Genomic DNA, 13288 nt, shown 5'->3' on the forward strand with positions numbered 1-13288 from the left:
AGATTCTTAAATGCCATGCTATATTTTTAGGATAAGGGGTCTCTCAAAAAGTGAACTGGTATTTTAATTATTTTTCATTGAGTTATTTAAGAGCCTAACGACAACTAAATTAGCGCCATGCTATATTGTTAGGAAAAGGGATCTCTCAAAAAGTGAGCTGGTACTTTAATAATTTTTCATGAGCTATTTAAGAGCCTTACGACAACTAAATTAGCATTAGGAATTATGAGAGTTTCAGATGTTTTACATGGACTTTTTGATCAGGTAACATTTTTTATTTATCGACTACGTTTGAATCTAGATAGTTTAACCGCCTATCATACGGGGAAAAACCTGACTATAACCCATGAGGAGGTAGTATGATGGCAAATCGTAATACTGATCGGAAGAATGGAAACAACAATCAACGTACAGATCGAGACACTAAGAATCCTGGCTCAAACCTTTTGAATCATCATGAAGATATTGTGCATACGAGTCAAAATAATGGTCCAGACACTATTTTTACGAATGGGAACACTGGCAAAATGAATGCGAATCGAAGCACCGGCTCAAACACAAGCACAGATCGGACAGTGTATCCAAGCCAATACGTTGAGCCGGATGATATGGTTGGAAGTACTGATTCAAATACAATGAATACAAACCGAGGCACTGGTTCAGAGCAAACAATTGAATCAATCACTGTCACTACAAACAGTGGTACTGGTTCTAACCTGACAGATACCGATCGCAGCGCTGACCGGACTCTGTTTACGAGCGAAATTACTGGTGCAAAAACTGGTGCCTATGCTGATTATAATAATCAATACGCGGATACTTACGCGACACAGGCCCTGCATCAGGAGGCTTCCGCGCAAAATCAAAACAGAAATCTTCTGCTTCGCGGAATTCTGCTGGGAGGACTGATTGGCGGAGCTTTGACACTGCTTGATTCCAGGACACGGTCGAAAGTGGTGGATACCGCGGTTAATGTGAAAGACACCTCGGTTGGCGTAGTCTCCCAGGTGGCTGAAAACCCAAAAGATACAATGGGTGAGATGATGGATCGGTTTAAAGCAGCATCTACGACCCTGCAGGAAGCAATAGGAGAGGCTCAAAACATATACGATATGATGAAGCCGCAATTGACTGCTTTTGCAAGCGGAGCAGGTACCACATCAGCAAATGTAATGAACGCAGCGGCACTGGTAAACGTGGCCATGGAAGCAAAGGATAGAGTGGTCGAGGTAAAGGATAAAGCGATGGAGGCTGTCTCCCATGTAGCGGAAGCAGGGAAAACGCTCTCGCCATCAAGCACAACTACAACATCTGATATGTCCACCACATCAGGTACATCAACAACGTCAAGCACATCGACCAAGGAAAACGGGCCATCCGGTACCACGCATTAATAATAGAAGGAAGAAGAGCGAAACTGTGGGGTTTCGCTCTTTTTTATGTAATCAGAGGGCTCCTTTTCCAATAAGAATTTATTTTTTGGCGAATGTGAGTACGATGCTGCCAGTGAAAAGGTGCGGGAGTGGCCTTGGTATGAATTATATTAAGCATTACTCCTTTGAAGTGTGGTTATATGATATCAGTCTAAACCGTTCTGATCATTATAGTAGGAATCACTAAATAAATAGAAGAAAAATGAAGGGATATTACTAAAAGGAATACAAAAATGAGGGAAAAGGTGTGAGAGTGGGCTTGGGATAGAACAGTATGAAGTATTACTTTATTTGAGGTCAGATCGATCTGAAACATCCTTATCGTTTTTGGATAAATCACTAATTAGTAGAAAAAAGAGGGGATTTTATACTAAACGGAGTAAAAAAGTGAGGGAAAAGGTCAAGAAACTGATATTTTTATAGACTGCCTGGATCTTATGAGCCGGAGTATAGGGTGTTATGCTCGAAATCTAGTTTTTTATGCGCGAACTCCAGAATTTATGCTCGAAATCGGAAAACTTATGCGCGAAATCCAAAATTTATGCTCGAACTGCTTTTTTATGCGCGAACTCCTCCTTATGCTACTCTAAACAATAATTGCCTGTCCCTCATCCCACATGCTACGATAAAATCTGTGATTCACTTACTAAATTTTGTCCTTCACCCTGCCTATGAAGGCCCAATCTATGACTCGTATTGAGTTCTGTCCAACCCGCCTATGAAGGTCCAATCTATGACTCGTATTGAGTTCTGTCCATCCCGCCTAAGAAGGCCAAATCTATTGACACACTCGAATTAGGCCGCATATGTAAACCGAATCTATGACCCTCTTACTGGATCCGTCTTTCATTTGAAATTTGTCCTTCGAAACAAAAAAGGGGTGCACTTCATCAGTGCACCCCTGCCTCTATAAGCCTATCTTTCAGTAAGTATATTTTCCACAAACTGCAGGGATTCGTCGATGATGATCTGCTGGTCGTTGTCGAGTGTTGCGACGTGGTAACTTTCTTTCAGGTAACGTAAGTCTTTTATTTGTGATCCTAAATGATCGTAAATGAATTGAGAGTTGTTTGGCGGGACCACATGGTCTTCTTCCGAGACAAAGATTAAAGCGGGACAGGTTATTTTAGATAAGTCCGCTTTTACTTTTTCCATTAACATCACGATTTGCTGCAGTGATTTTGAAGGTGTTTTTTCATAGGCAAGTTCTGTGACGCCTGGCTTTTTAATATCCGAACCGATGGCATCCAAAAATCTTGGCATTTCTGTTTGTTCGGCAGCCCCGGCCATGGTAGGGATATCAATGGCAGCATTGATCGGAATGATGCCTTTTATTTCAGGGTGTTTTTGCGCTGCGTAAAGCGTAAGAGTCCCACCCATCGAGAGTCCGGTTACAAAGATCGTATCACAGCGTTCCTTCAGCCAGCTGTATCCTTCTTCAAGGGACTGGATCCAGTCTTCATAGGTTGTTGTCTCCATTTCCGCATAATGAGTTCCGTGTCCTTTCAGGCGTGGGCCGCATACCGTATAGCCTGCCTTTGCATAGGCTTCTCCAAGCGGCCGCATACTCTGGGTTGACCCGGTAAATCCATGTGAAACTAAAACCCCGACATTGTTTCCTTCAAAGTAAAATGGCTCTGCTTCCTTTAGAACAGGGTACTTCTCAGTCATCATTTTCCCTCCAGACATTTTTTGCTTTAACAGTAAAAGAATTCGATATAACTATTTCGTACCCTCCTTATTGCAAAAAAAATGTCTCGAATATGGCGGGGCCTTTCTATTATGTTTATCATGGTAATCAGGGGCAAAATTTTTAATACAAAAGGAAGAGGTCTGTTGAAAGAACATTATTATGATAAATTACTGAATATAAAGACGACAGGTGACCAGCAGGGATTCCATAATTCCATGCATTACCATAGATATGAGCCCACTCCTTACAGCGCCCTCGAGAAGCTGTTTGAAGAATATGAATTGCAAAGCGGCGATCAAGTTGTTGACTTTGGCTGTGGGAAAGGACGGCTGAATTTTTATATGAACCATGTCTTCCATATAAGGGCTACAGGGATAGAGATGGATGCAGAGCTATATGAGGCTGCCCTGAAAAATAAGGAGAGATATTTGAAGAAGCATCCCATCGGCCGGGGGAAAGTAGAGTTTCGCCAGTGCCTCGCGGAAGACTATAAAATTGACCGTAAAGATAATCGTTTCTATTTCTTTAATCCATTTTCAGTACAGGTATTTATGAAGGTCATTAACAATATTTTAAAGTCAGTGGAGAAAGCGCAAAGGGAAGTCGATGTGGTTTTATACTATCCATCAGAGGACTATATCTATTTTCTGCAAAACGAGACAGCATTCCAGCTAGTGCAAGAGGTAGAGCTTCATGGATTTTCCAACCCGCGCGAGAAATTCGCCATACATAGGCTTTCATATTAAAATTTAATGTCGCACATTTTTAAGTAAGAAAGAATGATATGGGGAGGAGAAATGATACATATGCAAAAACTACATAAATATTTTACGAGGAACAATTTCACATTGACCCATGAGACAACCAAGGGACGGGAGTATGAACATAAGGTAAGCAAGGAAATCGTATATTTGCTGCCTACTGCACAGATTAGTGTTGTATTGAATCCGGAAACCGTAGAACTGAATCATCGATTGCTGGGTAAAAGCAGCGGGAAAAATCATAGCACAGCACTGCGACAGTTTCCGAAGCGGATGAATGGGGGCAAGGAACCGATCACTTATGGATATGCTTTTCCATTCAAGACAGAGAAGGAACTGGATGCCTTTCTGAAAGCGCTTGATAATCCATTGCTGGCAGCTTTCAAAGAAACCGAATTTCAGCTGGGTGGGCATGGAACCCGCAATGTTCAAGTTTTGAAAGAGGCAATTGAACATATTGATGGAAACGAAGAAAGCGATATATACGGTACAGGCAGCATTATTGATGATTTCCAGGATAAAATGGCGGAATACCGTGGGCAAGGAAACAGCTGTATTTTTTCCGAGCGGCACGATGGCCCAGCAGATTGCCTTAAGGATATGGTGTGACCAAAAGGGGACAAGCCGGGTCGCATATCATCCATTGAGTCATTTGGAAATTCATGAAGAAGATGGTTTGAAAAAACTGCATCATATTGAATCAGTGTTGCTGGCTGATAAAAACCGTGTCATCACACTGGACGATGTAACCGGGATGGATGAAGATATTGCCTGTGTGCTTCTTGAATTGCCGCAGCGGGAGATTGGCGGACAGCTGCCGGATTACGAGACGCTGGAATCCATATCGGTTTATTGCCGTGAAAAAGGGATCAAGCTTCATTTGGACGGGGCGCGTCTGTTTGAAATTCTTCCATTCTATCAGAAGTCAGCTGCGGAAGTCTGTAACCTTTTTGATAGTGTTTATGTTTCTTTCTACAAAGGAATTGGCGGGATTGCGGGTGCGATTCTTGCCGGGGGAAAGGAATTTACTGAGGAGTCTAAGATATGGAAAAGGCGTCATGGCGGCGATTTGATCAGCCTATACCCGTACATTATTAGTTCGGATTATTATTTTGGCCAGAGGATAAACAAAATGGGCCAATATTATGAAGACGCTAAAGAACTGGCCCGCCTATATAATCGATGCCAGGGTGTTTCGACGTTGCCGGCAGAACCGGTATCGAATATGTTCCACGTTCATTTTGAGATGCCGAAGAAAAAGGTTCAAGATATATTGATTGAGCTTTATGAGGAAGCAGGTGTCGGATTGTCGAGCTATGTAAGAGAGATCGGCGAGGGTGCGTCCTATTTTGAGGTGAGCATTGGTGACCAGTTTGCACGGGTTCCGAAAGAACAATTGGACAGGGTGTTTCAACTGTTGGGTGAGAGAATGAGACAAATTGTGGAGTGACTATTGTTTTGCTGAAATCAGTTGTAACTGGCTTAATGTATCAATTTGTAGTAGTCAAAAGGTCAAAAACGATGATGATGGCATGCCAGACAGCCAGGAGGACTTTGACCGAGACGGAAAACGGAATGGAATGGAAGAGCAAGAAATGGTCAATCCATTCAGATTGAATCTTTACCGCTGGAATTGCCTCCCGATGAATCCGAATGAATAATTTTTACTAAAGGCTGCCATATTGGCAGCTTTGTTTTGTGCAGCGGATTTTTTACCGAAGTTCGTGACCGCTCCTATGCAACATAAGGCAGCCGCGGGATTTACATGATATTATTTTTTGGTAGGGTTTTGGAACCAGAGTTGTTTAATATAAAAAATGATTACATACTAAAGACTAGCTTATTGTTTTACGGGAGGTCATATGAAAAAGAACATTCATGTTGTTGGTGCTGTCATTGTAGAAGATGAAAAAATATTATGTGCGCAAAGGGGAGCTTCCAAAGTCCTGTCATTTAAATGGGAGTTTCCAGGCGGAAAAATAGAAGAAGGAGAAACGCCACAGGAAGCGTTACAGAGGGAAATACAAGAGGAAATGCGCTGCAGGGTGGAAATCGGTGAGCAGATTGAACATACCGTATACGAATACGACTTTGGGATTGTTCATTTGACAACCTTTTACAGCAGGCTGATCGAAGGAACACCAGTATTAACCGAACATGCCGCCATCAAATGGCTGCCAGTGGAGGAACTTTCAACCTTGGACTGGGCACCTGCTGACATTCCTGCTATCGAAAAGCTATCAGGGATGTCTTGGCCGCGTTGATTATTGATAAGAAAAGCTATTCATGCTGAATGTGAATAGCTTTTAATTTGCTTAAATTCATTGATCTTACATCTGCTGTTATATAAAATGAATGAAAAACGATTGGAATCAACTGGTGATAAGATGGCAAACTTTATTGAAAACCTACAAGCCTCATTACATAAGGGTTTTATTGATCATACCTCCAGCTATTATGGGAGTTATAAACCAAAGCTGCTTATTAACAATGTGCAAAAAAATGAAAACGTCTTGAATGCATTACTGGACGAACTGGACGTTTGTCAGTCCTTTATATTTTCGGTGGCATTTATCACGGAAAGCGGTCTGGCTACCCTGAAATCTCATTTTCTTGATCTTAAGAGAAAGGGAGTAAACGGAAGGATCTTAACGTCTACCTTTTTACATTTTAATCAACCGAAAGTATTTAGGGAGCTTTTGAAGATTACCAATGTTGAGGTGAGGCTAACCAATCTCGCAGGCTTCCATTCTAAAGGATATATTTTTAACCATGACACCCATTATTCATTGATAATTGGGAGTTCGAACCTTACAGCACATGCACTTAAGGTTAATTATGAATGGAATGTAAAACTCAATTCTCACGAGAACGGGGAGATTGTCCATCACTTCAAGAACCAGTTCGAAGATGTGTGGCTGGAATCGGAACCGTTAACGGAGGGATGGATTGCGGATTATGAGAAGTCATATACTCGGGTCGAACTCAACAACAAACTTGAGCAGGTAGCGGATTTTCCTGCAGAGTACCAACACAATGCTATTACAGAAGCCCTTCAAATTGTTCCGAACCATATGCAACAAGCAGCCTTACAGCAGATTGAGGCTGTTCGCAAAGCCGATAAGGAAAAAGCTTTAATTATTTCTGCTACTGGAACAGGAAAAACCTATTTATCAGCTTTCGATGTGAGAAGATATGCTCCAAAACGAACGCTGTTTATCGTTCATAGGGAACAAATATTACAAAAGGCTAAATCGGATTTTAAGAGAGTGCTGGGCGGAATGGATAAAGATTTTGGAATCCTGTCAGGGTCTAGTAAACAGATTGATGCCAAATATTTATTTGCGACTATCCAGACTATTTCTAAAGATGAGACTTTGTGGCAATTCAATCCAGAAGAATTTGATTATATTTTGATAGATGAAGTGCATAAAGCGGGTGCCCAATCCTATCAAAAGGTGTTCGATTATTTTCGTCCAAAGTTTTTAATGGGAATGACGGCTACACCGGAACGAACAGATGATTTCAATATTTATGAGCTGTTTGACTATAATATTGCTTATGAAATCAGGCTTCAGGAAGCACTTGAAGAGGACATGCTATGCCCGTTTCATTATTTTGGAGTGACGGATCTTGAGTACAACGGAGAGATGATAGAGGACACCACAGTTCTGTCTAAGCTGGTTACAGAGGAACGGGTGAACCATTTAGTCGATAAAATGCGATACTATGGTTTTTCTGGCGATAGAGTAAGAGGGCTGATATTCTGCAGCCGGAAGGAAGAGGCTGAGCAGTTATCCACTATCCTTAATTCAAAGAATTATACAACGATTGCACTCACCGGGAAGGATTCACAGGAAGAAAGGGCAAGGCAGGTAAAACGTTTGGAAGAAGGGATTCTGGATTACATTATTACCGTGGATATTTTTAATGAGGGCATCGATATCCCTAGTGTAAACCAGGTCGTAATGCTAAGGCAGACACAATCCAGTATTATTTTTATCCAACAGCTTGGCCGGGGACTGCGTAAGCATGATTCGAAAGAATTTGTCACCATTATAGACTTCATCGGTAATTATAAGAATAATTACTTAATACCGGCTGCTTTATCAGGAGACAAATCCCAGAATAAAGATAACTTACGCAGGCTTGTTACTGACACTGGTTATATTAAGGGAGTATCCACTATCAACTTTGAAGAAGTAGCGAAAAAACAAATATTTAAAGCTATCAATAATAGCAGCCTAACGGACTTGAAGATCTTAAAAGAGGCCTATATAGAACTAAAGAACAGGCTAGGCCGGGTTCCATATCTACACGATTTTATAGAAAATCATTCGATTGACCCTACAGTCATTGTCCAGAAATATGCTAACTATTATCAGTTTTTAATAAAGGTTAAGGAAGAGGTACCTGCTATATCGGAATTTGAAAATAAAGTTCTGACCATGCTATCCAATGAAGTGCTAAACGGAAAGCGTAGGCATGAAATTATTTTATTGGATTTGCTCTTGCAGAAAGAAAAGGTTAGCTACGCAGAATTACGCAATAGTTTAATAGACTTTGACTGTGATGCTTCTGACGAAACTATTGAATCGGTGCACAGGGTATTTGATCTATCCTTTTTCACACAAACATATAAACATAAGTATGGGGATAAGCCGCTTATATTAGTAAATCGTAATCAGGATTTTGTACTGAATGATGATATTAAACAGAGCCTCATTGAAAACGTCTGCTTCAGGAATTTAGTAATCGACATTGTGGAAAGTTCAAAGGAAAAGAATATGCGCTATCAGCAAAACAGGCCTCTTACTCTGTATAAAAAATATACGAGGAAGGATGCCTGCAGGCTTTTGAACTGGAGAAATGATGAAAGTTCAACGATGTATGGATATAAGACCAAATACAACACCTGTCCAATTTTTGTCACATATCATAAGAACGAAGATAAAATAGAGAAGAGTGTAGCTTATAGTGAAGAATTCATAAATCAAGAAGTGCTGCAGTGGTCCACAAGGAGCAATCGGACCTTGCAATCAAATGAAGTAATTGAAATTATCGAGGCTCAGAAAAGAGGCATTGACCTTCATATATTCGTTAAAAAGGATGATGATGAAGGCAGTGATTTTTATTATCTGGGCAAAGCTGTACCTGATAGGGAGAGTGTGGAGCAGACTGTTATGAAAGATAACAAGCCGGTGGTCCATATGAATTTGGTTTTGGAGCAAGCCGTAGAAACGAAGCTATATCACTATATTAGGGAGTTTCAGTAGATAAAAGTATTTTTAATTTCGTTGGCTGTAACTATATAAGGATAAATAAAGCTGCTAATGGATTTAGCAGCTTTATTTATCAATTCAACGAGGATAGCACACGGCTATCCTCTACCTTCATCTTTCAACTTTGGAAGCAATTTGTTCCAGCTTTTGTATCACGTATGCCCCGATTTCTTCGATTGACTGTTTGGCTTCAGGGATTGGAAACTGCTGAAATACATGCCACATATCATCCCAAATTTTAAAAGTGACATCGACCCCGTCAGCGCGTGCTTTTTCCACTAGACGAACTGAGTCGTCTAAGAGGATTTCATCATTCCCCACATGAATAATCATAGGAGGCAAACCTTGCAAATCTGCATAGATCGGCGAGACATGCGGATGCCGCGGATCGAGGCTGCCTAAATACAAAACAGGTGTCTGGCGGCTCTGCTGTGGATCGAGCCAGGGATCATAGTCAGCACGTGCTTCCATGGAGGCACCTGTACCCTCCATGTCTGTCCAAGGAGAAAGAAGCACTGCAGCGGCAGGCAATTTGTCCCCTGCCTCCCTAAGTGATAATAAAGTGGCCAGTGTTAAGCCTCCGCCGGCTGAGTCACCGCCAATTACGATCTGTTCTGGCGCGACTCCTGAGGAAGTCAGCCACCGATAAGCTTTTACCGCATCCTCCATGGCAGCAGGATATGGATTTTCCGGAGCAAGGCGGTATTCGATCACCAGCACCCGCGCACCAGTTGCCCGTGAAAGCTTGGATGCTATATCTCTATGAGTATTTAAGCTTCCAACTATGTAAGCTCCACCGTGGAGATATAGGAAAACCCGTTCCTCTGTGACAGCAGGTGCGCTTATCCATTCGGCAGCCATTCCCTCCACAGAAAATTTTTCTACCTTGATGTCCGAATCCAATGGTATGGAACCTAATAATTTTTCCAACCCGTCCCGGGCTTCTTGAAGGGTGGACCTTCCTGTTTGTGATGAAACATGTTCAATTAAACGCTGCCTTACTGCAATCGCCTCTTTACTAGCCAATTCGACAACCCCCTCCAAATGTAAACGGATACATTATATATTCACCTGATGAGTAAATAATCCTTCTTTCCTATGAAAGTAACTAAAATTGAATCCGATAAAAATGGTGTATGAAAATTTGTGAAGAATCAGTGATCAAGCTCATAAAATGAAATGGCCTAAAGAAAGGGAAACTCTGGGTCAAGCAGAAGTGTGTTTGTGAATCGTTAATTGTCGAATTACAAATCATTTACAATTTTATAGGCCTAATAGTTCATTTTATTGGATTTTTTTATAAAATTATGGTAAATTAGTAGATTTTGTGTGAATATATAACTACTATGATAAGTGGGTATATTATCCTTGTAAGACAGGTTGATAGACTTATTTATCGCAACGAAATGATAGAATATTTTATTTGTTCTGTTGTGTTAAACAAGGCTTTTGGTTAGTTAGTATGGAATGCTAAAAAACTAAACGCTTCTAATCCTGCGTGCATTCATCAGGATTTGGAGCGTTTTTTATTTTTTTTTGGCACTGTTAAAATGTAATTTTAACGGGAAAAAGTGCAGAATGCATTAAGCGGAAAGCATTTTCAACTATGCAGTTTAACAGAGCTAATTTATACATGTAATCATCATATTGATTCACGCAACATGAAAACAGTAAGGGAGATTATGAAGAAATGAAGTTATCTATTAAACAAAAATTGATTGGAAGCTTTCTGATTGTATGTCTGATATTTGGAATTTCCTCGTTCTTTGCGTACAAAAATGCGAAGGGTACCGATGAGTCTTACAAATATTTAATTTCGACCGTCTCAGAATTGCGATCCATCACACAATCCATTCAAACAGACATCGCTTTGCAGGTAGGGTATTATAGGGCGTATATGCTATATGAAAATGAAGACATGCGCACCAAACTTCATGAGACAAACGATCGGATAAGCGAATCTATTCAAAAGGGACGAGAATTAGCGACCCTGCCCGAAACAAAGGAAAAGCTGGGTGAAATAGAAAAGGCTAACCAAGAATTTGTATTAAAAAGTGACCAAATTATGGATGCTGTTAAAATTGATAGAGAAAAGGCGATCACAGATGGTCTGGAACAGATTGTGCCAATCAGTACCGATATGACGGATAAGTCGCAATCCTTATACACTTGGCTGAAGGAAGACGTCCTGGATAAGCGGGTCAAAGAAACCCAGGATCATTCAAAAGCGGGAATTTCACAGGTGATGCTGTTTAGCGTCATTGCCACTGTATTGGCAATTGGCAGCGGCATTATCATTTCCCTGCTTATTTCCCGTCCGATTACAGCACTTGCCAAGATTACGGAACAAGTGGCGTCAGGCAACTTAAATGTGAGGAAGCTGAAGCTTAAGAGCAAGGATGAAATTTATAATCTAAACGAATCCTTCGAGAAAATGACGGTAAACCTGCGCGATATGATCAGCGGCATAGCGAGCAATTCCGATCAGGTCGCCGCCTCTGCAGAACAATTGACGGCAAGTGCCGAACAATCAAGCAAGGCTTCTGAAACGGTGGCTTCTGCCATCCAGGAAATTGCTGGCGGTACGGATATAACTACCGTAAAGCTCCAGAGCAATTCAAGCTCTCTTAATGAGGTCCTAGAGGGAGTACTGCGAATCTCAGAAAGTTCAACAAATGTTACAGAACTATCAAGAAACACAACCGTACAGGCCGAAGAAGGCGGTAAATATGTGGAGGACAATCTGGCACAAATGCGATTCATCCACGAATCTGTCAGTCGTTCGAATGACGTGATCGGATCCCTGGCAAAGCGTTCAAAGGAAATTGGAGAAATTCTGGATGTGATAAATGGCATTGCCGAACAGACTAATTTGCTTGCATTGAACGCTGCCATTGAAGCAGCAAGAGCGGGTGAACATGGAAAAGGGTTTGCAGTGGTGGCGGATGAGGTAAGAAAGCTCGCCGAGCAATCTCAGTCATCGACAAAAAATATCGCACATTTGATTAATATGATCCAAAAGGATACAGAAGAATCAGTAATAATCATGAATGAAGTTGTGAAAAACGCAGAAGCCGGAGTTAAGGTATCAGAACAAACCTCCGAGAAATTCTCACTTATTTTGGACAGCACAAGAGGCATTACACCACAAATTGAAGAGGTAACTGCGACAGTTCAGCAAATCTCTGCTAGCATTGAGGAAGTATCCTCTGCAGCTTACGAAATTTCTTCATTGGCAAAAGCGAATGCCGCCAGCACCGAGGAAGTGGCCGCATCTACTGAAGAGCAGCTTGCTTCCATGGAAGAAATCGACTCTTCTGCACAGGCGCTTGCCATGATGGCTGAAGAATTAAAGGTGCTTGTGAACAGGTTTAAGCTTTAACCCTGGTAAATAATCGTTCATTGTTTGTAAACCATATATCTGCTTTTTGTAGATAAATATTTGCTTCACCATTTAAAACAAAACATTATTAAACAGCTGAGGAAAATTCCGCAGCTGTTTTTTTTACTATCCGAAAAAGTCTACTGGTTCATCGCAACAACCTCTGCCTCAATATCACTCCACTGCAGTTCCAGGTGGTGCGGCATGGCGACAAAAAGAGCAAATAAGTCATGATACCATTCTTTATTTTGATTTCTTGTGGCAATGGTTTTGTTGATAAGCTGAAACTGGGTAACAAGGTTTTGCTTCAGGTCCGGCCGGGCTGGCAGGTACAGCATCATCGGGGTGTAATCCTGTTTGATTCCTATTTTTAGTACGATATTCAGCGCCTCACAATAAGCATGAAGGTTACCGGCAGTATATACCTGCGGCAGTTTCTGGCGCAGCTGCCCTATTAACGTGTCGATGTCAGGCAGGGCGGAGGGATCAATTGATTTAACCATTTTTTCATACATTACTTTATCATCCTCTTGGCGTATATTATAGAAGCATGTCATATGCTATATTCGTATTATAATAAAAAAAGACTATGTTATATATTATCCAAATCGACGCTTACATAACCTATATGTTTGTCGGTAACGCTCACTTCCAAAACATTTTTCTGCTATAGCGAGAATGGCAACAGGAAGCGAAAATAGAATAGAGTACTAGTCTTGTACTTCATGAAAGGTGTT

At 41.1% G+C, this 13288-nt stretch carries 9 protein-coding genes and 1 pseudogene; 7 read left to right on the forward strand and 3 right to left on the reverse strand.

What is annotated here, in order from left to right; genetic code table 11:
• Window positions 1-359 precede the first annotated feature (359 nt).
• On the forward strand, window positions 360-1394 hold the full coding sequence (locus tag V1500_RS03175; protein WP_409304163.1) for a hypothetical protein: 1035 nt from the start codon (window positions 360-362) through the stop codon (window positions 1392-1394).
• A gap of 954 nt (window positions 1395-2348) precedes the next feature.
• Here the strand turns inward: V1500_RS03175 and V1500_RS03180 are convergent.
• Window positions 2349-3104 (reverse strand): alpha/beta hydrolase, encoded by a 756-nt coding sequence (locus tag V1500_RS03180; protein WP_409305902.1) that lies wholly within the window; start codon window positions 3102-3104, stop codon window positions 2349-2351.
• A gap of 165 nt (window positions 3105-3269) precedes the next feature.
• Here V1500_RS03180 and V1500_RS03185 point away from each other — a divergent pair, with 165 nt between their 5' ends.
• From V1500_RS03185 to V1500_RS03205, 5 genes and pseudogenes are all read left to right on the forward strand, one after another.
• The gene (locus tag V1500_RS03185; RefSeq protein WP_409304164.1) at window positions 3270-3872 is read left to right on the forward strand and encodes an SAM-dependent methyltransferase; all 603 of its coding nucleotides are present in this window, start codon (window positions 3270-3272) and stop codon (window positions 3870-3872) included.
• Between the two features lie 363 nt (window positions 3873-4235).
• A pseudogene (locus V1500_RS03190) lies at window positions 4236-5337 on the forward strand (threonine aldolase family protein).
• 8 nt (window positions 5338-5345) lie between these two features.
• Window positions 5346-5504, forward strand: coding sequence for a hypothetical protein (locus V1500_RS03195; RefSeq protein WP_409304165.1), 159 nt, complete (start codon window positions 5346-5348; stop codon window positions 5502-5504).
• Window positions 5505-5749: 245 nt separating this feature from the next.
• The gene (locus tag V1500_RS03200; protein ID WP_409304166.1) at window positions 5750-6151 is read left to right on the forward strand and encodes a (deoxy)nucleoside triphosphate pyrophosphohydrolase; all 402 of its coding nucleotides are present in this window, start codon (window positions 5750-5752) and stop codon (window positions 6149-6151) included.
• Between the two features lie 123 nt (window positions 6152-6274).
• On the forward strand, window positions 6275-9163 hold the full coding sequence (locus tag V1500_RS03205; protein WP_409305903.1) for a DUF3427 domain-containing protein: 2889 nt from the start codon (window positions 6275-6277) through the stop codon (window positions 9161-9163).
• Window positions 9164-9280: 117 nt separating this feature from the next.
• On the opposite strand, the gene V1500_RS03210 is transcribed toward V1500_RS03205, so the two are convergent.
• Entirely contained in the window at window positions 9281-10195 is a 915-nt protein-coding gene (locus V1500_RS03210; protein WP_409304167.1) for an alpha/beta hydrolase, read from the reverse strand.
• Window positions 10196-10859: 664 nt separating this feature from the next.
• On the opposite strand from V1500_RS03210, the gene V1500_RS03215 reads away from it, so the two are divergent.
• Window positions 10860-12551: a methyl-accepting chemotaxis protein gene (locus tag V1500_RS03215; RefSeq protein ID WP_409304168.1), complete on the forward strand. Its 1692-nt coding sequence runs from the start codon at window positions 10860-10862 to the stop codon at window positions 12549-12551.
• A 140-nt stretch (window positions 12552-12691) separates the two neighbouring features.
• Here the strand turns inward: V1500_RS03215 and V1500_RS03220 are convergent, their stop codons facing one another.
• On the reverse strand, window positions 12692-13066 hold the full coding sequence (locus V1500_RS03220; protein ID WP_409304169.1) for a hypothetical protein: 375 nt from the start codon (window positions 13064-13066) through the stop codon (window positions 12692-12694).
• Between the last annotated feature and the right edge of the window lie 222 nt (window positions 13067-13288).

It is taken from the genome of Peribacillus sedimenti (assembly GCF_046237635.1).
GTDB classification, from domain to species: Bacteria; Bacillota; Bacilli; order Bacillales; family DSM-1321; genus Peribacillus; species Peribacillus sedimenti.

What these genes read in the sequence shown, in the direction of transcription:
- V1500_RS03175 (WP_409304163.1), top strand. Translation starts at nt 360, where the DNA reads ATGATGGCAAATCGTAATACTGATCGGAAGAATGGAAACAACAATCAA.
- V1500_RS03180 (WP_409305902.1), bottom strand. Translation starts at nt 3,104, where the DNA reads ATGACTGAGAAGTACCCTGTTCTAAAGGAAGCAGAGCCATTTTACTTT.
- V1500_RS03200 (WP_409304166.1), top strand. Translation starts at nt 5,750, where the DNA reads ATGAAAAAGAACATTCATGTTGTTGGTGCTGTCATTGTAGAAGATGAA.
- V1500_RS03205 (WP_409305903.1), top strand. Translation starts at nt 6,275, where the DNA reads ATGGCAAACTTTATTGAAAACCTACAAGCCTCATTACATAAGGGTTTT.
- V1500_RS03215 (WP_409304168.1), top strand. Translation starts at nt 10,860, where the DNA reads ATGAAGTTATCTATTAAACAAAAATTGATTGGAAGCTTTCTGATTGTA.
- V1500_RS03220 (WP_409304169.1), bottom strand. Translation starts at nt 13,066, where the DNA reads ATGTATGAAAAAATGGTTAAATCAATTGATCCCTCCGCCCTGCCTGAC.